This window comes from Cellulosimicrobium sp. I38E (assembly GCF_001647255.1).
Lineage (GTDB): Bacteria > Actinomycetota > Actinomycetes > Actinomycetales > Cellulomonadaceae > Cellulosimicrobium > Cellulosimicrobium cellulans_E.
The window spans coordinates 23,382-46,870 of sequence record NZ_LUAZ01000031.1; the positions used below are offsets into that span (position 1 = coordinate 23,382).

Consider the following 23,489-nt stretch of genomic DNA (forward strand, 5'->3'; position numbering starts at 1 on the left):
GTCGACCCTATAGAGAACGAACATTCGTTTTACGAGAGGTCTCCCCATGAGCTCCGCCGCCGCCCCGCACACGCACTGGCCGCGCGTCGTGACGACCGCCGTCGGGCTCGTCGCCCTCGTCGCGGTCGTCGTCCTCGCTTTCCTCTGGCCGTCGGTCACCGCCGAGCCGAAAGACCTCCCGGTCGCGGCCGCGGGCGACCCCGCCGTCGTCGCCCGGGTGCAGGCCGGGCTCGACCAGAACGCCGAGGGCGCGATCGAGCTCGTCGCCGTCGCCGACCGCGACACGGCCGTCGACCTCGTCGAGTCCCGCGACGCGTACGGCGCGCTCGTCCTCGGGCAGCAGCCGGAGGTGCTCACCGCCTCGGCGGCGAGCCCCGCCGTCGCGCAGCTCCTCGCCGGGCTCCAGCCCGCGCTCCAGGCCCAGGTCTCCGCCGCCGCGACCGCCCAGGGCGCGCCCGCCGAGGCCGTCCCGACCGTGGCGGTGACCGACGTCGTCCCGCTCTCGGTCGACGACCCGCGCGGCTCCACGCTCGCCGCGGCATCGTTCCCGCTCGTGCTCGGCGGCATGGTCGGCGGCATCGCGATCTCGCTCGCCGTCGTCGGGGTGTGGCGGCGCGTCGCGGCGCTCGGGGTCTACTCGGTGGTCGGTGGGCTCGCGATCGCGGGGATCCTGCACGGGCTCGGCGGCCTGCACGGCGCGTACCTCACCGACTCGCTCGCGGTCGGGCTCACGCTGCTCGGCATCGGCGGCACGATCGTCGGCGCCGTCGCGGTGCTCGGGCGTCCCGGTATCGCCGTCGGCCCCGTCCTGTTCCTGCTCGTCGCGAACCCGCTCTCCGCCGCCGCCATGCCGGTCGAGTTCCTGCTCAGCCCGTGGGGCGCCGTCGGCCAGTGGTTCCCGCCGGGCGCGTCCGCGACGCTGCTGCGCGACCTGTCGTACTTCCCCGGCGCGGACACGACCTTCCCCTGGCTCGTGCTCACGGGCTGGGCCGCGCTCGGGCTCCTGCTCTCCCTCGTCGGCCACTTCCGCGACCGCGGCGCGGCGACCGCCGCCGCCCTGCGCGAGGCGGACGACGTCGCACCCGCGGCCGATCCCGTCGGCGCCGCACGCTGACCCAGCGCCTCGCGCCGACGCCGGGCCGGCCGTCAGGCCGGGACGAGGTCCGGGCTCTGCACGACGAGCGCGGCGTGCCGGGCACCCGCCGTCATCGCCTCCTCGACGCCCGCGCCCCGCAGGTGGGCGTCGAGGAAGCCCGCGAAGAAGCCGTCGCCCGCACCGTTCGTGTCGACGACGCGCGGCACGTGCTGCGCGGGCACCTCGACGAAACCTCCCTCGGGAGTGAGCGCGACGGCGCCGCGCGACCCGTGCGTGCACACCACGAGCCGCGCGCCCGCGTCGACCCGCGCCGACATGAAGCCGCGCCAGTCCTCGAGGCGGTCCCCGCTGAGGAACACGTGCGTCCCCGCGTCGACCCACGGCCGGTGGAACGCCGACTCGCCGTCGTAGTCGTGCAGGTCGACCCAGACGTCGCGCCCGCGGGAGACCGCGAGGTCGAGCACGGGCAGCGCCGGGACCGCGAGGTCGACGACGACGGCCCGCGCCGCGTCGAGCGCCGCGACGGCGGCGTCCCACGACGGGCCCTGCGTCGGGACCTCGCCGGGGGCGCGCAGGTAGACCGAGACGCGCCCGCCGTCGTCGTCCATGAGGTTGAGGTGGCTCTCGGTGCACCCGTCGGGCGAGGGTTCCGCGAGCACCCGGACGCCCGCACCCTCGAGCACGGACCGGACGCGCGCACCGTCGTCGTCCGCTCCGAGGACGGTGCGCAGCAGCACCGACCGGCCGAGCCGCGCGAGGTTGAGCGCCTTGCCCGCCGACGTCCCGCCCACGGTGGCGCGGTGCGACCGGGCGAAGACGGTGTGCGGCGTGGGCGCGGGCAGCTCGTCGAGCTGGACGAGAAGGTTCCACGACGCCGGTCCGGCGACGAGGACCTCGGTCCCGGCGGGGTCGGGCAGCGCGGTGGACGGGTGCGTCGCGTCGGTCACGTCGCGCACCCTATCTCCCGGTCAGTCGGTGACCGTGATGCCGAGGCTGTGCGCGAACGTCGCCGCGAGGCGCGCGAGCTGGGTCGAGTCGATCGTCGAGCCCCGCAGCGACTCGATGCCGCTCAGCTCGTCGATCTCCGCGCCGCGCAGGTCGACGTGCGCGAGCGTGGAGGCCTGCACGTCGAGCCGGCGCACGCGCGTGCCCTCGAACGCGACGCGCAGCGCGTCCGCCGCGACGAGGTCCAGCTCGTCGATCGTGCAGTCGGTGAACATCACGTCGCGCAGGGTCGCGCCCCGCAGGTTGACGAACCCGAGCTTGCAGCCGACGAACCGGACCCCCGCCCACGACGACTCGTAGAGCTCGGCCGACCCGAGGCGCGCGCCCCGCACCTCGACCTCGCGCCACCGGCCGCGCGTCCCGCGCAGCACAGGCACGTCGAGGCGGTCGAGCACCACCTCCGTGAGCGTCACCGCCCCGAGGTCGGCCTCGTCGGCGCGGACCTGGTCGAGCCGCGTCGAGAACACGCTCGCGCCGTGCAGGTCGAGCCGGTCGAGGCGGAGGTCGACGAGCTCGAACCCCTCGAGGTCGGCCTCCGCCTCGAGGTCGTACGCGTCGCCGCGCTGGAGGTCGTCCAGGACGACCGGGTCGATCACGGGCGGCTCGGTCGTCGGCTTCTTGGGAGGCACGCCCCGAGCCTAGAGTGCGGCACCGACGGCGAACGATGCGTTCCCGTCCGAGTGATGCGCTCCGGGACGCATCACTCGGACGGGAGCGCATCACTCGACGGGCGCCGTCTCGGGGACGGCGGCCCGCGGCGCCCTGATGACCTCGAAGATCGCCGTCCAGCTGTCCCGACCGTGACCCGCCGCGAGCGCCGCCTCGTAGTGGGACAGGATCGCGCGCGGCAGCGCCGTGTCGACCCCCAGCTCCTCGCTCGCCCCGAGGACGTGCGCCGCGGTCGCGCCCATCATCGTCGCGGTGCTGAGGTGGCCCGGGTGCACGCCGGTCTCGAACTCCGACCCCGGCGCGCCGTCGCCCCCGATCATCGCGGGCGTCTCGACGAGCGTCCGCAGCGCCTCCGGGACGAACTGCGTGGGGGCGATCCCCGCCGCCTGCGCGAGCGCGGCGGCGTGCGCGACGCCCGACAGGGCGGTGAGGAACACGTCGAGCTGCGCCTGGTACAGGAGCTGCGCGAGGCCGGGATCCTCCCCGAGGTAGCGCGGCGCACCCAGCAGCGCGAGCGTGGCCTCGTGCGCCCGGAAGGCTGCCTCCGGACCGCTGTAGTACACGTACGCGTCGGCGGTCCCGACGCCCGGCGCGGGCGTCATGACGCCACCCGCGACGAGGGTCGCGCCGTGCTCGGCCGCCCACCGGGCCGCGCCGCGGGTCGCCCCGGGGGTGTCCGAGCTGAGGTTGACGACCGTCCGGTCGCGCAGGACGTCCGTCGCCCCGCCGAGGACGTCGTACATCGCCGCGTAGTCCGTCAGGCTCAGCAGGACGACGTCGCTCGCCGCCACCGCCTCGGCCGGGGTCGCGGCGAGGACCGCGCCCTCGGCCACGAGCGCGTCGGCGCGCGACGGCGTGCGGTTCCACACGGTGACGGGGTGGCCCGCGGCGAGCAGCGCGCGGACCATGGCCTGGCCCATCGGGCCCAGGCCGATCAGGGTGACGGGGGCGGGTGCGCTCATCGTGCTCCTCCTGCGGTGACGGTGCTGACGGGGGTGCGGGCTGGTTCTCGGATGCTCTCGACGGCGCGTGCGAACCCGTCGGCGCCGTGGCCGGCCTCGATCTGACGGCGGACCAGCGCCTGGACGGCCGCGACGACGTCGGTCGCGAGCCCGGCCTCCGCGCTCGCCCGGACCATGTCGGACAGGTCCGAGAACTCGAGGCTCTGCTGGCCGGGGCCGCCGTAGTCGCGGCGGTCGATGACGTCGGCGTAGCCCGCGAGCTCTGCCGTCATCGCCGCGATCCAGGGCGCCGCCCGGCGCGCGAAGTCGCTCGCGCTCACTCCCGCGGTCCCGACCATCGCGACGCCGTGGAAGAAGCCCGCGAACATCGCGTACATCCCCGCGAGCAGCGCGAGGTCGTAGAGCGGCGCGAGGCCCGGGTCCTCGCCGAACCACGTGCTCCCGCCCCACGTGTCGAGCACGGGACGGGCGTCGTCGAACGCCGCGCGCGACCCGCTGTACAGGACCTCGGACCCCGGCCCGCCGATCATCCCGGGGACGGCCATGATCCCGCCGTCGAGGTAGCCGATGCCGTGGGCCGCGGCCCAGGCGGCGAGCTCGCGCGACTCCTCGGGCGTCGTCGTCACGAGGTTGACGAGCGTCCGGCCCGCGAGCGCGTCCGAGACCGGGTCCAGCGTCTGGTGCACCGACGCGTGGTCGAGGAGGACCGCGACGACGAGCGGCGAGGCGGTGACGGCGTCGCGCGCCGACGCCGCCTCGCGGGCGCCGGACTCGACGAGCGCGCCCGCCCGTCCCGGCGTGCGGTTCCAGACAGTCGTCGGGTGACCGGCGGCGACGGTCGCGGCAGCGAGCGCGCTGCCCATCGCGCCGAGGCCGAGGACGGTGACGGCGACAGCGCGTTCCGAGGGTCGTGCAGGCTGGTCAGACATCGTTCCTCCGGGTCGGGTGGCGGTGCTCGGGCGGGCCGACCGCGCGGCGCGCCCTCGCCGTCCACCCTCCCCGGCGTACGGTCGCCCGGGAAGAACGCACTTCGAGGTGGGGTTCTCACCTCAGGGTGAGCGTGCAGGTCAGGGCGCTGACCCGCACGAAGACCGGTCTGCGACGAAGGAGCGAACGATGACGACGACGGCGGTCCGCACCTCCCCCGGCGCGGCGACGCCCGGCGGCACCTCGACGAGCACCTCGACGGGCACCTCGACGAGCGCTGCGCGACGAGGCCCCTACGTGTGCGGGCTCGACGCCGCGATGGACGTCGTGAGCGGCAAGTGGAAGTCGCTCATCCTCTGGGAGCTCGAGGACCACGGCGTGCGCCGGTACGCCGAGCTCAAGCGCGGCCTGCCCGGGGTGAGCGACAAGGTGCTCGCGCAGCAGCTCCGCGAGATGGAGGCGGACGGCCTGCTCGTGCGCGAGGTGTTCGCGGAGGTGCCGCCGCGCGTCGAGTACTCCCTCACCGCGCACGGCAGCGCGCTCAACGCGGCGCTCGAGTCCCTCGGGGACTGGGGTCGTGACCGCATCGAGCGGATCGGCGCCGCACGCGTCGGCTGAGCCCTCGCTCAGGGCTCGGGGTGCAGGGCGTCGTAGCGCCAGAACTTCCGTTGCGACCGCAGGACGAGCCACAGCACGACGACGCACGCCGCGCCCCCGGCGACGGCGGCCCACGCCTCGCCGACCCACGTCGCCTGTGCCCCGAGGACGAGCTCGCCCAGCCGCGGCCCGCCCGCGACGACGACGATGAACACGCCCTGGAGCCTGCCGCGCATGTCGTCGGGGGTCGCGGTCTGGAGGATGGTCTGCCGGAAGACGGCGCTCACGGCGTCGGACGCGCCCGCGAGCGCCAGCGCGACGCTCGCCGCGACGACCCCGCCCACGAGGACGGTCGTCGGGGAGGTCGCCCCGACCCCGACGAGCACGAGGCCGAACAGCACGATCGACAGCCCGTACGCGGTGACCGCCCAGACGATGACGCGGCCCTGCCAGCGCACGCGGGACAGCCCGCCGGAGAACACTCCCGCGAGCACGGCGCCGATCGCGAACGCCGCGGTGAGGACGCCCGTGGTCGCCTCCCCGCCCCCGAGGAACACGACGCCCGCAGCGGGCAGCAGCACGCGCGGCGACGCGAGCACCATCGCGGCGAGGTCGACGAGGAAGGTCGTGCGGACGTTGGGCTGCGTCGCCAGGTACCGCAGGCCGTCGACGACGGACCGCCAGCCGACGACCCGGCGTCGCCGCCCCGCGGGCGCGGCCTGCGGGGTGTGGTCGTTGCCGAGGGGCGGGATGTCCGGGAGCCGCCACACCGCCCACAGCGCGGCGGTGAAGAGCACGGCGTCGATCGTGTACGCGACCTGGTAGCCCCACAGCGCGACGAGGAACGCGCCGCCCAGCGGGCCGACGGTGAGCGCGACGTTCCACGCGATCGTCTGGAGCGCGTTCGCCGCGGGCAGGAGCCGGGGCTCGACGAGTCGCGGGATGATGGCCGAGCGTGCCGGGTTGTTGATGGCGAACGCCGCGGACTGCGCGGCGACGAGCGCGTAGAGCACGCCGACCGAGTTCAGGTGCAGCCACGCCTGGACCGCGATGAGCGCGGTGACGACCCACAGGGCGGTCGACGCCGCGAGCGCGACCTTGCGGCGGTCGTACGCGTCGACGAGGGCGCCGCCGTAGAGCCCGAGCACGACGAGGGGCACGAGGGCGCACAACCCGAGCACGCCGACCGCGAGGGACGAGCCGGTGAGCGCGTACACCTGGAGGCCGACGGCGACGACGGTGAGCTGCGAGCCGAGGTTCGAGATCCCCAGGCCCCACCACAGCCGGCGGAACGGCGGGGAGGTACGCAGCGGCGTCGTGTCGGCGAGGAGACCGTTGACGCGAGCCACGATCGCCGAGCCTACGTCAGCGCTGCCACGCCCGCGGCCGACTGACGGTGAGAAAGGCCGTCCGTGGGATCCTGAGCGATCCCTCCGGACCCGGGAAGAAACATGGAACCCCTGCCGCCCTCCGCTGCGTCTAGCACTCGTGAGGAACCGACGTCGGCCGGAGCGCCGACCGCAGCAGGGGGGCTGTCGGGCATGACCGACGTCGCGATCGACCGGGCGGACGCGCCCCACGTGCGGGTCGTGCGCGTGGGCCAGACCGCGGAGGAGCGCTTCACCGAGTTCGCGCGGGCGAGCTCCGCGGACCTCTACCGCTTCGCGTACCTGCTGTGCGGCGACGCGCACCGCGCGCACGACCTCGTCCAGCTCGCGCTCGAGCGGACGTTCCGCGCGTGGTCACGGGTCGGCGACGGCGAGCCGTTCGCCTACGCGCGGCGCGTCGTCGCCACGGCCCGTATCGACACCTGGCGGCGGACGAGACGGGAGGTCTCCGTGGAGCACGAGACCCTGGCGGGCCTCGAGCGTCGCTCCACGACCGACCCGCCCGGGGTCGAGGACCGCGACCGGATCGTGCGCGCCCTGCTCGCCCTACCGGTCAAGCAGCGGCGGGTCGTCCTGCTGCGCTACGTGCTCGACCGGTCGGAGGCCGAGACGGCCGCGGAGCTCGGCATCGCCGTCGGCACGGTCAAGTCCACCGGGTCACGAGCACTGGCCCGCCTGCGCACCCTCGTGACCCCCGAGAACGGAACGGAGAGACAGCGATGAGCGCGACGCCCGAGCCCGTGGCGGTCGAGGAGACCGAGGTCGTCGCCCGCGTGCGCGCGGCACAGGATGCGGTCGAGGTGCCGGCGACGCTGGACCCCGACGCCCTCGCGCACCGGGCGGTGCGGCGCGTGCGCGTCCGCCGGACCGCCCTCGCGGCCGGCGGGTCGACCGCGGTCGTCGGCGTCCTGGCCGCCGCCGTGGCGTTGTTGCCCGGGGTGCTGCCCCGCGGGTCCGACCTCGCTCTCACCGTGCCGCCGGCGCAGTCAGCCGCGCCCGCCCCGGTGGAGCCGACGGCGGACCCGGTTCCCGACCCGACGACGGAGCAGCCCGAGCAGCCCCTGCGCTACCTGCCGGTGGGCGACGGCGAGCTCCCGGAGCTGCCGGGCGTCGAGCACGGCATCGCCGAGACGCACCACTCGGACTACACGATGCAGGGCGGTCTCACGTACACGCTGCCGCCCGGGGGGTGGGAGGTCGACGGCGAGGCGTTCGGCGAGCCGGCGTCGGTGACCTGGATGTCCCCGGAGGGCTGGAACGCGCCGGGGTCGGACACTCCCGCGGACGCGGTCCCGCCGCCCATGAACGATTCCGGCGCCGTCCTGACGATCGACGTCGACCCCGGCGCCGCGTCGTGGACCGCCCCGGCCAGGGACTCCGGGGCCTGGACGGTCGAGATCCCCGGCGCGGACTTCGTCGCGGTGACGCGTGGCCCGTCCGACGACCCGGGTCTCGCCCGCTGGGAGGCGCACGTCCGCCACGGGGGCACGGGCACGGGTTGGACGGTCGTCCTCGAGTTCACCGACGACGAGGTGGGCGACGAGCTGGCACGTGCCTTCCTGGGCAACCTGTGGTTCGAGCCCGACGGAGCGCCGGAGTGGTTCAGCCCGACGTACACGTATCCCGAGGTCGGGATCGTCGTCCCCGGTGTCCCCGCGGGGTGGCAGCCTGTCTCGACCGAGGACCTCGGCTACGCCGTCCCGCCGGGGTGGACGTCCCGCGACGTCGAGGGCAACTTCGGACCGGGGGTCGAGTGGTCCGGCCCGCCGGTCGACGGCGCGCCGTCCGACGTGCGCTGGAACATGTTCGTCCAGGTCGGCGGGAGGGGCACGAGCTCGTTCAGCACCGCCGCGGACCAGTTCCACCCGCAGACGATCGTCGTCCCGGGAGCCGACTTCGCCCAGGTGCTGACGAGCCAGGGCCCGCACTGGGCGGTAGACACCGTCCCCGCCCTGAGCGCGGACGTCCAGCTCCACGGCGAGGACGGCGGTCCGGACGTCCTGGTCTCGATCACGCTCCCCGGCGACGAGGCAGGGCTCGAGACGCTGCGCGGGGTCCTCGGGTCGTTGCAGTTCTGACCCGGCGGCGTCAGGCCGTCCCGGCAGCCTTCGCGACGTCGTCGTCCGTGCCCGCGTCCGCCGCGCCGTCCCGTGCGTCCTCCTCGCCCCAGGCGTCGGCGTGGCGGTGCGCGTGCCCGGGCGGCGGCGCGTAGCCCGGGTGCGGACCGGGCGTGAGGTAGGTGCGCGCGAAGAACAGGGACGCCGCGAGGTCCTCGCGGCGCTCGGCCGCGGTCCGGGCGCGGCGCGTCGAGATCTCGACGACCACGTCCCCGGACCAGCCGCGCTGCACGAGCTCGGCGAGCACCTTGTCGCACGGCTGGTCGCCGCGCCCCGGGACGAGGTGCTCGTCCGTGATCGACGACGACCCGTCGGCGAGGTGCACGTGCGCCAGGCGCCCGTCGAACACGTCGAGCAGCGCGAGCGCGTCCTGCTGCGCGACGGCGGCGTGCGACAGGTCGAGCGTCACGTGCTCGTAGCCGTGCTCGGAGGGGTCCCAGCCCGGCAGGTAGGCCTGCATCTCGCGCTTGCGGCTGCGCCAGGGGTACATGTTCTCGACCGCGATGGTCACGCCCTCCGTCTCGTCGAGCTCGCCGACGAGGTCCTCGAACTCGCGCGCGTACCGGTACTGCCAGCGGAACGGCGGGTGCACGACGACGGTGCTCGCCCCGACCTCCTGCGCGAGCTCGACCGTGCGCCGGAGCTTGGGCCCGGGCGCACGCCCCCATACGCGCTGGCTCACCAGGAGCGTGGGCGCGTGGATGCTGCGGATCGGGACGTCGTGCTCGGCGGCGAGCCGCCGGAGCGTCGCGGCGTCCTGGGTCGTCTCGTCGGACCACACCATGACCTCGACGCCGTCGTACCCGAGGTCGGCCGCCGCCTCGAAGGCGTACGGGGCCTTGCGCGGGTAGACGCTGGCCGTCGAGAGCGTGACGTGGATGCGCTGCGCCTCCCCGGGGACCGGGGACGCCTCGGGGGACGCCGCGCTCGGCGTCGTCGCGTCGGACATGCCGGTCACCCTAGACCCGTCGGCTGTGCCCCACACCCAGCGGGCGCTCGGCTGGGGAGAACCGGTGGTCCGCCCTAGCCTGGGGCCATGGCGGCGACGGCGCGCGTCATCGACATCCACGTGGTCGCGGACTCGACGGGAGACACCGGGACCCGCGTCGCGCGCGCCACGCAGGCGCAGTTCCCCGGGCAGCCGGTCCGGGTCGTGCGCCACCCGCGGCTGCACAGCCCGCAGGGTGTGGACGACGTCGTCGCGCAGCTCCGCGCCGACCCCGCCGCGGCCGTGGTGTTCTGCACCGTCGTGGACGACGCGCTGCGCTCGCGCGTGCTCGACGCGTGCGCGGCGCTCGACGTCCCGTGCGCCGACCTGCTGGCCCCCGCGCTCGACGCGTTCACCGCGCGGACGGGCGCGCAGCCGGCGCGCGTCGTGCAGCCGGTCGGGCTCGCCGCGGACTACTTCGACCGCATCCACGCGATGGAGTTCGCGGTCGCGAACGACGACGGCCACCTGACCGACGGTCTCGACGAGGCGCAGGTCGTGCTCGTCGGGGCGTCGCGGACGGGCAAGACCCCGCTGTCGATGTACCTCGGCTATCTCGGCTACCCCACCGCGAACATCCCCCTCGTCCCGGGCGTCGCACCGCCGCGCGAGCTGTTCGAGGCGGAACGCTGGAAGGTCGTGGGCCTGACGATCGACCCCGAGCGCCTGCTCGAGATCCGGCAGCGCCGCGTGCACGCGATGGGCGCCGCGGGCCACGGTGGCGCGGGCGGCACGGCCCTCGGCGGGTACGCCGACCTCGCGCGGATCCACGACGAGCTCGACGAGGTCGCGCGGCTCCAGCGGCGCCTCGGCTGCCCGGTCCTCGACACGACGACCCTCGCGCTCGAGGAGGCCGCGGGGCGCGTCGTCGAGCTCGTCACCGCGCGCCGTCGCGCCCTCGCACCCGACGGTGCGCCGCAGCCACCGGGCGGCGACCACGCCCGGGCGACCCCGCAGACCCCGCCGGCGGACCGCCGTCGGGCAGGAGACAGCGCGGCCACCGCCGCCGACCACGAGGAGCAGCCATGAGCGACCGGTACGTCTACGACCTCGCGGAGGGCCGCGCGGACATGCGCGCCCTGCTGGGTGGCAAGGGCGCGGGGGTCGCGGAGATGCGCCGCATCGGCGTGCCCGTACCCGACGGCTTCACCGTGACGACGGCAGCGTGCGTCGCGGCCATGGAGCGTGGCGGGTCGTGGCCGGACGGGCTGTGGGACGAGGTCGTCGCGCACCTCGACGCGCTCGAGGAGCGCACGGGACGCCGGCTCGGCGCGCGCGAGCGCCCGCTGCTCGTGTCGGTGCGCTCGGGCGCCGTGTTCTCCATGCCCGGGATGATGGACACGATCCTCAACCTCGGGATCTCGGACGACTCGGTCGAGGGGCTCGCGGCCGAGTCCGGGAACGCGCGCTTCGCCTGGGACTCCTACCGGCGGTTCGTGCAGATGTACGGCGAGGTGGTCGAGGGCGTGCCCGCCCACGCGTTCGCGGACGAGCTCGACGCGCTCAAGGCGCGCCGCGGCGTCGCGCAGGACACGGACCTGGACGCGGACGACCTGCGCGGGCTCGTCGCGACGTTCCGCGCCGTCGCGCGGCAGCACACGGGCGAGGACCTGCCGACCGACCCGCGCGAGCAGCTCCGGCGGTCGGTCGACGCGGTCTTCGCGTCGTGGGGCAACCCCCGCGCGGCCGTGTACCGGAAGGCGAACGACATCCCCGACGACCTCGGCACGGCCGTGAACGTCATGCAGATGGTGTTCGGCAACAAGGGCGCGACGTCCGCGACCGGGGTGTGCTTCACGCGCAACCCCGCGACGGGCGCGAAGGAGCTCTACGGCGAGTTCCTCGTGGACGCGCAGGGCGAGGACGTCGTGGCGGGCATCCGCACGCCACGGCCCCTCGCGGAGATGGAGACCGTGCTGCCCGACGCGTTCCGCGAGCTGCGCGCGACCATGGACCGGCTCGAGCAGCACTACGGGGACATGCAGGACATCGAGTTCACGGTGGACGACGGCGCGCTCTACCTCCTCCAGACCCGCACCGGGAAGCGCACCGCCCAGGCCGCGCTGCGCGTCGCGCGCGAGCTCGTCGACGAGGGCGTGATCGACCGCGACACCGCCCTGCGACGCCTGGACCTGGCGCAGCTCGACCAGCTCCTGCACCCGGCGCTCGACCCCGGCCACGGCGCGACCCCGCTCACGCGCGGGCTCAACGCGTCGCCGGGCGCCGCCGTCGGGCGCGTGGTGCTCGACGCCGAGACCGCGGCCGAGCGCGGCAAGGCCGGCGAGGCCGTCGTGCTCGTGCGGTGGGAGACGAACCCGGACGACATCGCCGGCGTCATCGCCGCGCAGGGCGTGCTCACCGCGCACGGCGGCATGACGTCGCACGCCGCGGTCGTCGCGCGCGGCATGGGCAAGCCGTGCGTCGCGGGGGCCGGCGCGCTGCGGATCGACGTCGAGGGGCGCCGCGTCCACGTCGGGGACCACGTGCTCACCGAGGACGACACGATCACGCTCGACGGCACGACCGGCGACGTCTACGCGGGCGCGCTGCCGCTCGTGCCGCCCCAGGTCACCGACGACTTCCGGGCCGTGCTCGGCTGGGCCGACGACGTGCGGCGCCTCGGCGTCCGGGCCAACGCCGACACGGGCGAGGACGCGGCCAAGGCGCGCGAGCTCGGCGCCGAGGGCATCGGGCTGTGCCGCACCGAGCACATGTTCATGGCGCCCGACCGGCTGCCCGTCGTGCGCGAGATGATCCTCGCCGAGACCGACGCGGCGCGCACCGCAGCCCTCGACCGCCTGCTGCCCATGCAGCAGGCGGACTTCGAGGAGATCTTCGCCGCGATGTCCGGGCTGCCCGTGACGATCCGGCTGCTCGACCCGCCGCTGCACGAGTTCCTGCCCGACCTCGTCGAGCAGTCGCTCCTCGTGCAGCGGCTCGAGGACGAGGTCGGCGACGCCGGCGCTCCGTTGCACGGGACGGACGCCGTCTTCGAGGGCTGGGCCGCCGCGGGCGGCGGCGGGGAGACGACGGCGCGGCTCGGCCGGGCGCGCCGCCTCCTCGCGCAGGTGCGGCGGCTGAGCGAGGCGAACCCCATGCTCGGTACGCGCGGCGTGCGGCTCGCGCTGCTGCACCCGCAGATCGCCGCGATGCAGGTGCGGGCGATCGCGCGCGCGGCGCTCGCGGTGCGCGCGGCCGGGCACGACCCGCGCGTGGAGATCATGGTGCCGCTCGTCGGGTTCTCCGAGGAGCTGCGGCGCATGCGCGAGGTCGTCGACGCGACCATGGCCGAGGAGCTCGGTGGCGTGGACGCCCCGCTGCCGTACGCCGTCGGGACGATGATCGAGCTGCCGCGCGCGGCGCTCGTCGCGGACCGCATCGCCGAGCACGCGGAGTTCTTCTCGTTCGGCACGAACGACCTCACGCAGACGACGCTCGGCATCTCGCGCGACGACGCCGAGGGGTCGTTCCTCACCGCCTACCTGGAGGCGGGAGTGGTTGGCACGAACCCGTTCGCGACGATCGACCGGGACGGGGTCGGCGAGCTCGTGCACGTCGGGCTCGAGCGCGGACGCCGCGCCCGGCCGGGTCTCCACGCCGGCGTGTGCGGGGAGCACGGGGGCGACCCGGCGTCCGTCGCGCTGTTCGACGAGATCGGCCTGGACTACGTGTCGTGCTCGCCGTACCGCGTCCCGATCGCGCGCCTCGCGGCGGCGCGCTCGACGCTCGACCGGCGGGACGGCGCACGCACGACGCGTGAGGCGTGAGTACCAGGCAGCCGCCTTCCCTGACGACCCGAGCAGTGAGGACGCGGGGCGAGGCTGCGGCACGGAGGGTCCTCCGCCCCTCGCCTTGCGTCGGGCTTTCCCCTAGGATGCACTGGTCCAGACCACTTGTCTGCCGGAGGAGCAACCATGGACCGTGCCGTCGTCGTCGCGATCACCGAGGGCCTTCACGCCCGCCCCGCCGCCCTGTTCGTCAAGGCGGCCGCTGCCCAGCCCGCGCCCGTGCGGATCGCCAAGCAGGGCGGTGACCCCGTCGAGGCGGCGAGCATCCTCAGCGTCATGACGCTCGGCGTGGCGGCCGGGGACGAGGTCGTGCTCTCGACCGACGACGAGGGCGACGACGCGAGCGCGTCGATCGACGCGCTCGCGACCTTCCTGGAGCAGACCGAGGTCGCCTGAGCACACCGGGCCCGTCGCCCGCGGCCCTGCCCGCGGGCGACGGGCCCGACCCGCGCCGGGCGCTCAGTGCCAGTCGCTGATCTGCACGTCGCGCGGCGCGGGCGCGCCGGCGCCCGTCTCCGCGAGCGCCTTGAGGCTCAGCAGGTACGACGCCCACTTGGTGCTGCAGTGGTGCATGAACTCCACCGGCTCGGCCCAGCCCCGGTGGCCGAACAGCACGATCGTCCAGTCGCCGTCCTGCCGCAGGTCCCACTCGACGGTCGTGCCGACCCACTCCTCCGGCCCGTCGACGACGCGCCACACCACCCGCTCCGACGGCCGCAGCTCGACGACCTCCATGTCGAACCCGCCGACCGGCGGGAAGCGGAACGCGAGGACGCCCCCGACGCCCTCGTCACCGGTCGTGTCCTCGGTCCACCAGCCCGCGAGGCCGTCGACCGTCGTCAGCGCCCTGTACACCGCCTCCGGCGTCGACCCCTCGACGCCCACCCTGTGCAGGATGTCCACCATCGCCGTTCTCCCGTCGTCCGTTCGTGCAACCAATTGGTTGCACATCACGCTAGACCGAGGACCGCCCACACGCAACCCCCCGATTGCACATGGTCACCCCCGGTGCGCCGAACCCGGGGTTGTTCCTCACCGCCACGAGTGGGTGAGGAACGACCCCGGGTTCGGGAGCGAGGTCGGACGCTTGCTAGAGGCCCAGCTCCGCCAGGATCGGGAGGCGGGCGCGCACGGCTGCGCGTGCGGCGTCGGGCGTGGGCTGCTGGAGCGCGAGGAATGCGAGCTCCTCGCACTGCTCGGACGTCGTCGCGGCCAGCACCGCCGCGACGTCGGCCAGCGCGCGCGGCGTCATCGACAGCGACGTCACGCCGAGCCCCACGAGCACCGGCGCGAGCACCGGGTCGGCCGCGGCCTCGCCGCAGACGCCGAGCGGGCGCCCCTTGAGCGCCGCGCCCGAGCCGGTCGCCCCGACGAGCGCGAGGACCGTCGGCTGCCACGCCGTCGAGAGCCGCGCGAGGTCGGAGACCTCGCGGTCCGCGGCCATCGTGTACTGCGTGAGGTCGTTCGTGCCGATGCTCGCGAACGACGCCTTGGCGAGCACCCAGCGCGCCCCGAGGGCCGCTGCGGGCACCTCGATCATCACGCCCGCGGTGCCGAGGCCGTGGTCCGCGCACAGCGCGACGAACGACTCCGCCTCGTCGGGCGTCGCGATCATCGGCGCCATGACCCACACGTCGGCCGACTCCGCCGCCGCGGCGCGAGCGATCGCCGTGAGCTGGCGGTCGAGCACCTCGGGGTGCCGGCGCGCGGTGCGCAGGCCGCGCACCCCGAGCGCCGGGTTGGGCTCGACCTCGGGCGTGACGAACGGGAGCGGCTTGTCCGCGCCCGCGTCGAGCGTGCGCACGACGACCTTGCGGCCGCCGAACGCCGCGAGCACCTCGCGGTAGGCCGCGACCTGCTCGTCGATCGTCGGCTCGACCGTGCGGCCCAGGAAGCACACCTCGGTGCGGAAGAGCCCCACGCCCTCGGCGCCCGCCTCCGCGGCGGCCCGTGCGTCCTCCCCGTTCGCGACGTTGGCGAGGAGCTCGACGCGACGACCGTCCGCCGTCCGCCCCTCGCCGTCGAAGCGGCGCCGCTCGCCGCGTGCACCGCGCGCCGCGACGACGGCGGCCACGTCCTGGGCGGACGGGTCGCGCTCGACCGTGCCGATCCCGCCGTCCACGAGCACCGTCGCGCCGTCGTGCAGGGTCAGCGCGCCCTCGACCGCCACGACGGCCGGGATGCCGAGGGCGCGCGCGAGGATCGCGGTGTGCGACGTCGGCCCGCCGCCGCGCGTCACGACGGCGAGCACCCGCTCGGGGTCGAGCTGCGCCGTGTCGGCGGGGGCGAGGTCGTCCGCGACGAGCACGAACGCGTGCCCCGGGTCGGGCACGCCCGGCGCGGGGAGGCCGAGCAGCGTCGCGACGATCCGGTCGCGCACGTCGCGCACGTCGCGGGCCCGCTCCGCCATGAGCCCGCCCAGCGCCTCCAGCTGCCCGACGACGACGCCCGCCGCGTCCCACACGGCACGCGCCGGGGTGGAGCGCTGCTCGCGCACGCGCCCGACGGCGTCGCGCGCCAGCGCGGGGTCCGCCGCCATCGCGGCGGTCACGCCCAGCACCTCCGCCGCGGTGCCCTCGGCCCGCGCGGCGCGGGCCGTGAGGTCCTCCTGGACGGTCGTCACCGCCGCGAGGACCTGCGTCACCGCGAGGTCCACGTCGGCGTCCGTGCTGTCCGCGGCGAGGGGGGCCGGGTCGGGCTCGGGGACCGGGTCGGGCATGCGCACGACCGTCCCCGCCCCCCGCCCGGGGCTGACCGGCACGCCGGTCAGCCCCGGGTCGGAGACCCGCGCAGGTGCGCGCGTCGCGTCGTCGGCGACCGTCACGCCGCGCCTCCGCCGCCCGAGCCGGTGCGGCTCGGGACGTCGGCCTCGGTGCCACCCACCGCGCGGTCGTCGCGCCCCGTCGCCGGGACGTCGGACGCCGACGCCTCGGCCACGGGGGCGTCGGCCGCACCCGCGGCTCCCGTCGCCTCGACGGCGCCGTCGGTGTCGTCCTCACGGCCGGGGGTCCGCAGGTTCCACCGCGTGATGACGAAGCGGAAGAGGAAGTAGTAGATCAGCGCGTACCCGAGCCCGATCGGGATGAGCAGGAGCGGCATCTCGGCGATCCGGAAGTTCAGCAGGTAGTCGATCGCGCCCGCCGAGAACCCGAAGCCGTCACGGATCCCGAGAGCGTTGACCAGGGCGAGCGACGTACCCGTGAGGACCGCGTGGATGACGTACAGCGGGTAGGCCACGAACACGAACGCGAACTCGAGCGGCTCGGTGACGCCCGTGACGAACGAGACGAGCGCGGCGGAGCCCATGATGCCCGCGACGACCTTGCGCTGGGCCGGCTTGGCGGTGTGGACGATCGCGAGCGCCGCGGCGGGGAGCGCGAACATCATGATGGGGAAGAAGCCGGTGAGGAACGTGCCGGCGGTGGGGTCGCCCGCGAGGAAGCGGAAGATGTCGCCCTGCGCGACCGTGCCGTCGGCCGAGGTGTACTCGCCGAACTGGAACCACGGCAGCGAGTTGAGCAGGTGGTGCAGACCGATGGGCACGAGCAGGCGGTTGAGGGTGCCGAAGATGAACGCGCCCAGGATCGTCGAGCCCGTGACGAACCCGCCGATCGTGTCGTTGATCAGCCAGTCGAAGGCCGGGTAGATCAGGGCACCGACCACGGCGATGAGGACCGACACTCCCGCGGTGACGATGGGGACGAAGCGTCGTCCGCCGAAGAACGCGAGGTAGGGGGGCAGCTTGATCCGGTAGTACTTCTGGTAGAGCAGCGCCGCCGTGAGACCGATGACGATGCCACCGAGCACGCCGTAGTTGATGAGCTCCTGCGCGTCCCCCTCGGCGGGCTTGCCGAGCACGTACGGCGAGAGCGAGTCGCTGACGCCCTTGAAGACGAGGTAGCCGATGAGGGCAGCGAGGCCCGTCGTCCCGTCGGACTTCTTCGCGTACCCGACCGCGACACCGAGGGCGAAGATGACCGGCAGATTGGCGAACAGCGCGTTGCCGGCCGCCCCGAGCACGTCGGCGACGGGCTGCATCCACGCGAAGGTGCCGGCCACGCCGTCGGCGCCAAGCATGTCGGGCTGGCCCAGGCGCAGCAGCAGCGCCGCCGCGGGCAGGGACGCGATGGGCAGCATGAGGGAGCGCCCGACGCGCTGGAGCTGCGCGAAGCCGGGCACCCCCTTCTTCGTCCTCGTCGGTTCGGCGACGGTGGTCATGTGTCGTTCTCCTCCTGGGTGGGCCTGGGGCGCAGGCCGAGGTGCGTCGTGCGGCAGCTGTGGCGCGACGTCGTACGGGCGTCGTTGCCGGTCTCCGGGCACGCCGAGGACGACTGGGGTCGTTCCTGCGTCGTCGTGCCGGACATCCGGTCCAGGTTGTCTGGACCACTTGCAGGAAGAGTGGTCTAGACCTCATGATGTGTCAACCCCTGAAGGTGACCCGGGACACACGGACAGGTCCGCGACGCGCGTCGCCGCAGGTCGCGGCACGGGCGGACGACGGACAATGCACCCGTGGAGATCGAGGCACCGACGCAGGGACGTCCGCCCGGACAGGGCGCGGACGAAGGACCAGGACGAGGACGAGGACGCGGCACGACGATGAGCAGGTCACGATCGCAGGCGAGCGAGCACAAGTACCTCACGGTGCGCGCGTACCTCGCCGACCTCGTGGCGAGCGAGCTCTCGGTCGGCGACGCCGTGCCGTCCGAGCGCAGCCTCACCGAGAAGTTCGGCGTCTCGCGCATGACCGTGCGCCAGGCGATCGACGCGCTCGTGACCGAGGGCGTGCTCGAGCGCGCGCAGGGCCGCGGGACGTTCGTCGCCCCGCCGCGCGCGGACTTCGAGATGCGCCTCACGACCTTCGGCGAGGAGGCGCGACGCCGCGGGATGGAGCCGGGCACCGACGTGCTCGAGGTCGGCACGGCGCCCGCGCCGGCATCGGTCGCCGAGTCGCTCGGGCGCGCGACGGGCGACCCCATGCACCACGTGGTGCGCCTCCGCTCCGCCGACGGGTCGCCCATGAGCGTCGAGGAGGCGTGGATCCCCGTCGACCTCGCGCCCGACCTGCTCGACGACGGCGTCCCCGAGAGCCTGTACGGCGCCCTCCGCGAGCGCGGCCTGGCCCCCACGTGGGGCGAGGACACCATCACGGCGTCCGACGCCACGGTGCAGGAGCAGAAGCTTCTCGGGCTGCGGGCCTCGCGGGCCGTCATGCGCACCGTCCGCCGCACGTTCGCGGGCGACGCGCCGCTCATGTACTCGCGGTCCAGCTACCGCGGCGACCGGTACAGCGTGTTCGTCCCGCTGCGCGAGGCGCGCCCGACGCTCGTGCCGCGCACCGGAGCGACCGACGCGACGAGCACCCCGGACCCGACGCCCACCGACCACCTCGACCCCGTGCCAGTGCCGGCCCGGGCGACCGAAGGGAACGACCGATGACACAGTCCGACGCAGAGCGCGCCGCGACGATCCTCGCCGGGCTCGGCGGGGTGGCGAACATCGACGAGATCGACCCGTGCACCACCCGGCTGAGATCGCTCGTCAAGGACCCCGCGCTCGTCGACGCCGCGCTCCTGCGGCGCGCCGGAGCGTTCGGCGTCATGGTCAACGGCCGGGTCGTCCAGGTCGTCGTCGGCCCGCAGGTCGACACGATCGCGTCCGACCTCGCCGACCTCATGTGAGGACCCGGCACCACCGCAGCACCACCGCCGTCGCACCACCCCGACGACGGCGCCCCGACCCCGCGCGCCCCGCGCACCCCGACCGGCACGGCAGCCGGCCGGGACACCTGACCCGGCCCCGGCCGGAGCACGACCACGAGGAGCACCCGTGAGCAAGGCAGAGCAGATTCTCCGAGGCCTCGGCGGCGACGCGAACGTCGTCGACCTGGAGGCGTGCATCACGCGCCTGCGCGTCGAGGTCGAGGACCCGGCGCTCGTCGACGACGCGACCCTGACCGCCGCCGGGGCGATCGCCGTGGTGCGGTCGGGCGCCGCGATCCAGGTCATCGTCGGCCCCGAGGCCGACAACATCGCCTCCGACATCGAGGACCTGCGCTGATGGCCGCGCCGCTCACGGTGCTCGTGCCCGTCACGGGCACGGTCATCGACGTCTCCGACGTCGACGACCCCGTCTTCTCGGCCGGTCTCGTCGGGCCGGGGCTCGCCGTCGAGCCCGACGACGCGCAGGGCGGCGAGGCCGTCGCCCCCATCCCGGGTACGGTCGTCAAGCTGCACCCGCACGCGTTCGTCGTCCAGCACGACGACGGCCGCGCCGTCCTCGTCCACCTCGGCATCAACACCGTCCAGCTCGGCGGCGAGGGCTTCACCACCCACGTCGCGCAGGGCGACCACGTCGAGCGCGGCACCGTCCTCGTCTCGTGGGACCCGAAGGCCGTCCGCGCCGGGGGCCGCTCGGCCGTGTGCCCGGTCGTCGCGCTCGAGGCCGCCCCCGACGACGTGACCTCGCTCGCCGAGGTCGGCGCATGGGCCGCCCACGGCGAGGAGCTCCTCACCTGGGCCTGACGCCACGCGTCGCGCCGGCCGTCCTACCGATGCCGAACCCGGGGTCGTTCCTCACGAGTAGGTCGCGCTGGGGAGCAGTCCCGGGTTCGACGGCGCCGTTCAGCCCCGCAGCGGGAGCGTGAGCGACGGGACGTCTCCCGGCTCGCCCCGGTCGACGACGCGGACCGGGACGCCCCAGTCCTGCTGGGCGAGGTGGCACGCGGGGAACACCTCCGGGTCGGGCTCGCCGTCCGGGCCGAGCGGGACGACGTCGCACGACGCCGCCCGCGCCGTCACGTGCAGCACGCCCTCGCGGACCTCGGGGTTGATGACGAGGTCGCGTCCGAGCTCGACGCCGGTCCCGCCCCCGGACAGCAGCAGCTCGGGCGGCGTCGCGCTCACGCGCAGCTCCGTCGACGGGCCGAACCGGTCGTCGAGCTTCTGGCCCGGCGCCGGGACGAACGGGACGTCGAGCCACAGCGGCCCGGCCTCGATGTCGGTGACGGGCCGCTGCGTGCGGTGCGCGCCGCCGTCGAGCACCTCGCCCGCGAGTGTCGCGGGCAGCGCGATCCGGGTCAGCCGGTGCGCCGCGGACTCGACCACGAGCAGGTGCACCTGCGGCTCGCCGCCCGGGCCCTCGCCCACCTGCACGACGACGCCGCTCGGCTCCGCGAGGCCCGTCGCGAGGGTCGTGACCTCGCCGGCGAGGCGGGTTCCGGAGGTGTCGTCCCCGACGCTCCCGGCGTCGCCGGCCGCGGGCGCGAACCGGCGGAGCGCGCCGTCGTAGGTGTCGGCGACGACGACGCTCCCGTCGGGCAGCGTCGCCACCCCGAGCGGGTGCTGCATGAGCGCCTGCTCAGCCGGGCCGTCGCGGTGGCCGAAGTCGAACAGCCCCTGCCCGACGGCGGTCCGGACCTCGACGACCCCGCCGGGCGCCGGGGTCACGCGGCGCAGCGCGGACGTCTCCGAGTCCGCGACCCAGATCGCCCGGTCCGCACCGACGGCCAGCCCGGACGGCTGGGCGAACCAGGCCGACGCACCGGGCCCGTCCTCCAGACCCTCGTTCATGGTCCCGGCGAGGTGCGTCATCGAGCCCTGCTCGCCGTCGAAAGCCCACAGCGTGTGGTTCCCCGCCATCGCCACGACGAACGCCGCGAGGTCCTGCGACCAGGCCACGTCCCAGGGTGACGAGAGGCGCACGTCGAGTGGCGCGTACTGCCCGCCCGCCTCGGCCGGACCGCGGCCCGTGACGTCGGCGCCCCGTCGACCCTCCCGCAGCACGACGTTCTCGACCCCGCCGACCATGAACTGCTCGCCCGTCCCCGCGACGGTCGTCACGTAGCCGTCGGCGAGGCGCACGCCGCGCAGGACGTGGTTCGCCGTGTCCGCGACGACGACGTCGTACTCGAGCCACGGCCGCAGCTCGACCGGGACGAGGCACAACCCGTTCGGCTCGGCGAACCGTGCGTCGTCCGGGCGGCCGTCGGCGAGCCCGCGCTCGCCGGACCCGATGCGCCGGACGAGGGTCTCGCCGTCGGGCAGGAGCTCGGCGAGAGAGTGGTGCCCGGCGTCGGCGACGAGGAGGTTGCCGCCGGGCAGCTCGATCGCCTTCGCGGGGAAGCGCAGCGTGCCCGACGACGGCGCGGGCGGCACGTACGGGCCGTCGCTCCGGTGGAGCGTGCCCTTCACATCGTGCTCCGCGACGAGCTCCTCGACGAGGGCGGCGATCGCGGACGCGTGCCCCTCCCCCGCCATCTGCGCGACGACGTAGCCCTCGGGGTCGACGACCACGAGCGTCGGCCAGGCGCGCGCTGCGTAGGCGGACCACGTGACGAGCTCCGGGTCGTCGAGCACGGGGTGGTGGACCTCGTACCGCTCGACCGCGGCCGCGAGCGCCGCCGAGTCCGCCTCGTGCTCGAACTTGGGCGAGTGCACCCCGACGATGACCAGCACGTCGCGGTGGGCCTCCTCGAGCTCGCGCAGCTCGTCGAGGACGTGCAGGCAGTTGACGCAGCAGAAGGTCCAGAAGTCGAGCACCACGACCTTTCCGCGCAGGTCGGCGAGGGTCACGTCCCGGCCGCCGGTGTTGAGCCAGCCGCGCCCGACGAGCTCGGACGCACGGACGCGGGGAAGTCGCTCGGTGGTCACGTCCTCCATTGTCGCGCGACCTCCGACCCTTGACCCACATACCCCTGGTGGGTATATTCACGATCGTTCGATACCCCACCGGGGTATCCGAGACGAGGAGGAGCGCGATGAGCATCGTCGAGATCGAGTACCAGGTGACCGGCATGACCTGCGGCCACTGCGAGATGTCGGTGCGCGAGGAGGTCGAGCAGGTGCCCGGCGTCACCGCGATCGACGTCAGCGCGACCACCGGTCGGCTCGTCGTCACGGCCGACCAGCCCCTCGACGACGCCGCGGTCGTGGCCGCCGTCGACGAGGCCGGGTACCAGGCGGTACGGGTGCCATGAGAGCCCCCGCCCGGATCGGGCTGTACGCCGTGGGGCTCGGCGTCGTGTTCGCCGCCTCGGCCGCGGTCGCCGCCGCCGTCGTCCCCGAGGGAGCAGCCCCGGCACCGGCCGCCTCGCACGCCCCCGAGCAGCACGTCGCCACGGGCGACACCCCCGAGCAGGAGAGCACGAGAGGAACGGACGTGACGCGCGGACTGTCCCTGGAGCAGGCCGGGTACACGCTGGGCGAGGTCACGGCTCCCTCGACCGTGGGCGAGGCCGGAGAGCTGGCGTTCACCGTCACCGACCCTGCGGACGAACCCGTCACGGAGTTCGACGTCTCGCACGAGCAGCGGCTCCACCTGATCGTCGTGCGCTCCGACGGCGCGCACTTCCGGCACGTCCACCCCGTGATGGACGCGGACGGGCGCTGGTCGCTCCCCTGGACCTGGGACGCCGCCGGGACCTACCGCGTCTACGCCGACGCCGCGCCCAGCGCGGGCGACGCCGTCACGCTGACCCGCACGGTCGACGTCGCGGGCGACGTCGTCCCGGTCCGTGCCGCCGAGGTCTCCACCACGGCGTCGGTCGACGGCTACGACGTCGCGCTCGACGGGCAGCTCGAGGCCGGGACGTCCTCCCGACTGACCGTCGAGGTCACGCGCGACGGCGAGCCGGTCACGACGCTCGAGCCCTACCTCGGGGCCTACGGGCACCTCGTCGCGCTGCGCGACGGCGACCTCGCCTACCTGCACGCGCACCCCGAGGGCGACGAGCCGGAGGCGGGCCAGGGCTCGGGTCCGACCGTGTCGTTCGGCGTCGAGGCGCCCACACCGGGCCGCTACCTGCTCTACCTCGACTTCCAGGTGGAGAGCCAGGTGCGGACCGCGGCGTTCGTCGTCGAGGCGACCGCCGACGGCGCCCCCGCACCCGACGACGCCCCCGCGGCCGGTCACGACCCGGCCACGCACGACCACTGACCGCACCCGCACGCCC

At 74.8% G+C, this 23,489-nt stretch carries 23 protein-coding genes; 13 read left to right on the forward strand and 10 right to left on the reverse strand.

The window, feature by feature from the left end:
* Positions 1–46: 46 nt before the first annotated feature.
* Positions 47–1,114 (forward strand): hypothetical protein, encoded by a 1,068-nt coding sequence (locus A0J59_RS11530; protein ID WP_064316182.1) that lies wholly within the window; start codon positions 47–49, stop codon positions 1,112–1,114.
* A 32-nt stretch (positions 1,115–1,146) separates the two neighbouring features.
* On the opposite strand, the gene A0J59_RS11535 is transcribed toward A0J59_RS11530, so the two are convergent.
* The 4 genes from A0J59_RS11535 to A0J59_RS11550 all read right to left on the reverse strand — a co-directional run bounded on the left by A0J59_RS11535 (position 1,147) and on the right by A0J59_RS11550 (position 4,661).
* Positions 1,147–2,043: a carbohydrate kinase family protein gene (locus A0J59_RS11535; RefSeq protein ID WP_255365159.1), complete on the reverse strand. Its 897-nt coding sequence runs from the start codon at positions 2,041–2,043 to the stop codon at positions 1,147–1,149.
* 21 nt (positions 2,044–2,064) lie between these two features.
* Positions 2,065–2,730, reverse strand: a complete 666-nt coding sequence (locus tag A0J59_RS11540; RefSeq protein WP_047231887.1) for a pentapeptide repeat-containing protein — start codon at positions 2,728–2,730, stop codon at positions 2,065–2,067.
* Positions 2,731–2,820: 90 nt separating this feature from the next.
* The gene (locus A0J59_RS11545; RefSeq protein ID WP_064316183.1) at positions 2,821–3,732 is read right to left on the reverse strand and encodes an NAD(P)-dependent oxidoreductase; all 912 of its coding nucleotides are present in this window, start codon (positions 3,730–3,732) and stop codon (positions 2,821–2,823) included.
* Positions 3,729–4,661: an NAD(P)-dependent oxidoreductase gene (locus tag A0J59_RS11550; protein WP_064316184.1), complete on the reverse strand. Its 933-nt coding sequence runs from the start codon at positions 4,659–4,661 to the stop codon at positions 3,729–3,731. Before A0J59_RS11550 ends, A0J59_RS11545 begins: the two co-directional genes overlap by 4 nt.
* A 187-nt stretch (positions 4,662–4,848) precedes the next feature.
* On the opposite strand from A0J59_RS11550, the gene A0J59_RS11555 reads away from it, so the two are divergent.
* On the forward strand, positions 4,849–5,277 hold the full coding sequence (locus A0J59_RS11555) for a helix-turn-helix domain-containing protein (protein ID WP_082918954.1): 429 nt from the start codon (positions 4,849–4,851) through the stop codon (positions 5,275–5,277).
* Between the two features lie 8 nt (positions 5,278–5,285).
* Here the strand turns inward: A0J59_RS11555 and A0J59_RS11560 are convergent, their stop codons facing one another.
* A complete protein-coding gene (locus A0J59_RS11560; protein WP_064316185.1) occupies positions 5,286–6,605 on the reverse strand; it encodes an MFS transporter in 1,320 nt (439 codons plus the stop codon).
* A gap of 192 nt (positions 6,606–6,797) precedes the next feature.
* On the opposite strand from A0J59_RS11560, the gene A0J59_RS11565 reads away from it, so the two are divergent.
* Together A0J59_RS11565 and A0J59_RS11570 are read left to right on the forward strand one after the other, a co-directional pair.
* Entirely contained in the window at positions 6,798–7,367 is a 570-nt protein-coding gene (locus A0J59_RS11565; protein WP_047231883.1) for a SigE family RNA polymerase sigma factor, read from the forward strand.
* A complete protein-coding gene (locus A0J59_RS11570; protein ID WP_064316186.1) occupies positions 7,364–8,722 on the forward strand; it encodes a hypothetical protein in 1,359 nt (452 codons plus the stop codon). Before A0J59_RS11565 ends, A0J59_RS11570 begins: the two co-directional genes overlap by 4 nt.
* A gap of 10 nt (positions 8,723–8,732) precedes the next feature.
* Here the strand turns inward: A0J59_RS11570 and A0J59_RS11575 are convergent, their stop codons facing one another.
* Complete coding sequence (locus A0J59_RS11575) at positions 8,733–9,710, reverse strand: sugar phosphate isomerase/epimerase (RefSeq protein WP_082918960.1); 978 nt, start codon at positions 9,708–9,710, stop codon at positions 8,733–8,735.
* Positions 9,711–9,797: 87 nt separating this feature from the next.
* On the opposite strand from A0J59_RS11575, the gene A0J59_RS11580 reads away from it, so the two are divergent.
* The 3 genes from A0J59_RS11580 to A0J59_RS11590 all read left to right on the forward strand — a co-directional run bounded on the left by A0J59_RS11580 (position 9,798) and on the right by A0J59_RS11590 (position 13,933).
* Complete coding sequence (locus A0J59_RS11580) at positions 9,798–10,778, forward strand: pyruvate, water dikinase regulatory protein (RefSeq protein WP_082918955.1); 981 nt, start codon at positions 9,798–9,800, stop codon at positions 10,776–10,778.
* Positions 10,775–13,516 (forward strand): pyruvate, phosphate dikinase, encoded by a 2,742-nt coding sequence (ppdK, locus tag A0J59_RS11585; RefSeq protein WP_064316187.1) that lies wholly within the window; start codon positions 10,775–10,777, stop codon positions 13,514–13,516. Before A0J59_RS11580 ends, ppdK begins: the two co-directional genes overlap by 4 nt.
* Before the next feature lie 147 nt (positions 13,517–13,663).
* Positions 13,664–13,933 (forward strand): HPr family phosphocarrier protein, encoded by a 270-nt coding sequence (locus tag A0J59_RS11590; RefSeq protein ID WP_047231880.1) that lies wholly within the window; start codon positions 13,664–13,666, stop codon positions 13,931–13,933.
* A 63-nt stretch (positions 13,934–13,996) separates the two neighbouring features.
* Here A0J59_RS11590 and A0J59_RS11595 read toward each other — a convergent pair whose 3' ends face one another.
* From A0J59_RS11595 to A0J59_RS11605, 3 genes are all read right to left on the reverse strand, one after another.
* Entirely contained in the window at positions 13,997–14,443 is a 447-nt protein-coding gene (locus A0J59_RS11595; protein ID WP_064316188.1) for an SRPBCC domain-containing protein, read from the reverse strand.
* A 184-nt stretch (positions 14,444–14,627) separates the two neighbouring features.
* Complete coding sequence (gene ptsP / locus A0J59_RS11600) at positions 14,628–16,361, reverse strand: phosphoenolpyruvate--protein phosphotransferase (RefSeq protein WP_082918956.1); 1,734 nt, start codon at positions 16,359–16,361, stop codon at positions 14,628–14,630.
* Positions 16,358–17,755, reverse strand: coding sequence for a PTS transporter subunit EIIC (locus A0J59_RS11605; RefSeq protein WP_082918957.1), 1,398 nt, complete (start codon positions 17,753–17,755; stop codon positions 16,358–16,360). Before A0J59_RS11605 ends, ptsP begins: the two co-directional genes overlap by 4 nt.
* 381 nt (positions 17,756–18,136) lie before the next feature.
* Between A0J59_RS11605 and A0J59_RS11610 the strand changes: the two genes are divergently transcribed.
* From A0J59_RS11610 to A0J59_RS11625, 4 genes are all read left to right on the forward strand, one after another.
* Complete coding sequence (locus A0J59_RS11610; RefSeq protein WP_064316189.1) at positions 18,137–18,976, forward strand: GntR family transcriptional regulator; 840 nt, start codon at positions 18,137–18,139, stop codon at positions 18,974–18,976.
* Entirely contained in the window at positions 18,973–19,218 is a 246-nt protein-coding gene (locus A0J59_RS11615) for a PTS transporter subunit EIIB (RefSeq protein WP_024839826.1), read from the forward strand. The genes A0J59_RS11610 and A0J59_RS11615 overlap by 4 nt, the downstream gene beginning before the upstream one ends.
* Before the next feature lie 148 nt (positions 19,219–19,366).
* Positions 19,367–19,597, forward strand: a complete 231-nt coding sequence (locus A0J59_RS11620; protein ID WP_053369276.1) for a PTS transporter subunit EIIB — start codon at positions 19,367–19,369, stop codon at positions 19,595–19,597.
* Positions 19,597–20,061, forward strand: a complete 465-nt coding sequence (locus A0J59_RS11625) for a PTS glucose transporter subunit IIA (protein ID WP_064316190.1) — start codon at positions 19,597–19,599, stop codon at positions 20,059–20,061. The genes A0J59_RS11620 and A0J59_RS11625 overlap by 1 nt, the downstream gene beginning before the upstream one ends.
* A gap of 99 nt (positions 20,062–20,160) precedes the next feature.
* On the opposite strand, the gene A0J59_RS11630 is transcribed toward A0J59_RS11625, so the two are convergent.
* Positions 20,161–22,197 (reverse strand): NHL domain-containing thioredoxin family protein, encoded by a 2,037-nt coding sequence (locus A0J59_RS11630; RefSeq protein WP_064316191.1) that lies wholly within the window; start codon positions 22,195–22,197, stop codon positions 20,161–20,163.
* Between the two features lie 98 nt (positions 22,198–22,295).
* Between A0J59_RS11630 and A0J59_RS11635 the strand changes: the two genes are divergently transcribed.
* Positions 22,296–22,514 carry a heavy-metal-associated domain-containing protein gene (locus tag A0J59_RS11635; protein WP_047231872.1) on the forward strand — a complete coding sequence of 73 codons (219 nt, stop codon included), beginning with the start codon at positions 22,296–22,298 and terminating at the stop codon, positions 22,512–22,514.
* Positions 22,511–23,473 carry a hypothetical protein gene (locus A0J59_RS11640; RefSeq protein WP_064316192.1) on the forward strand — a complete coding sequence of 321 codons (963 nt, stop codon included), beginning with the start codon at positions 22,511–22,513 and terminating at the stop codon, positions 23,471–23,473. Before A0J59_RS11635 ends, A0J59_RS11640 begins: the two co-directional genes overlap by 4 nt.
* Positions 23,474–23,489 lie beyond the last annotated feature (16 nt).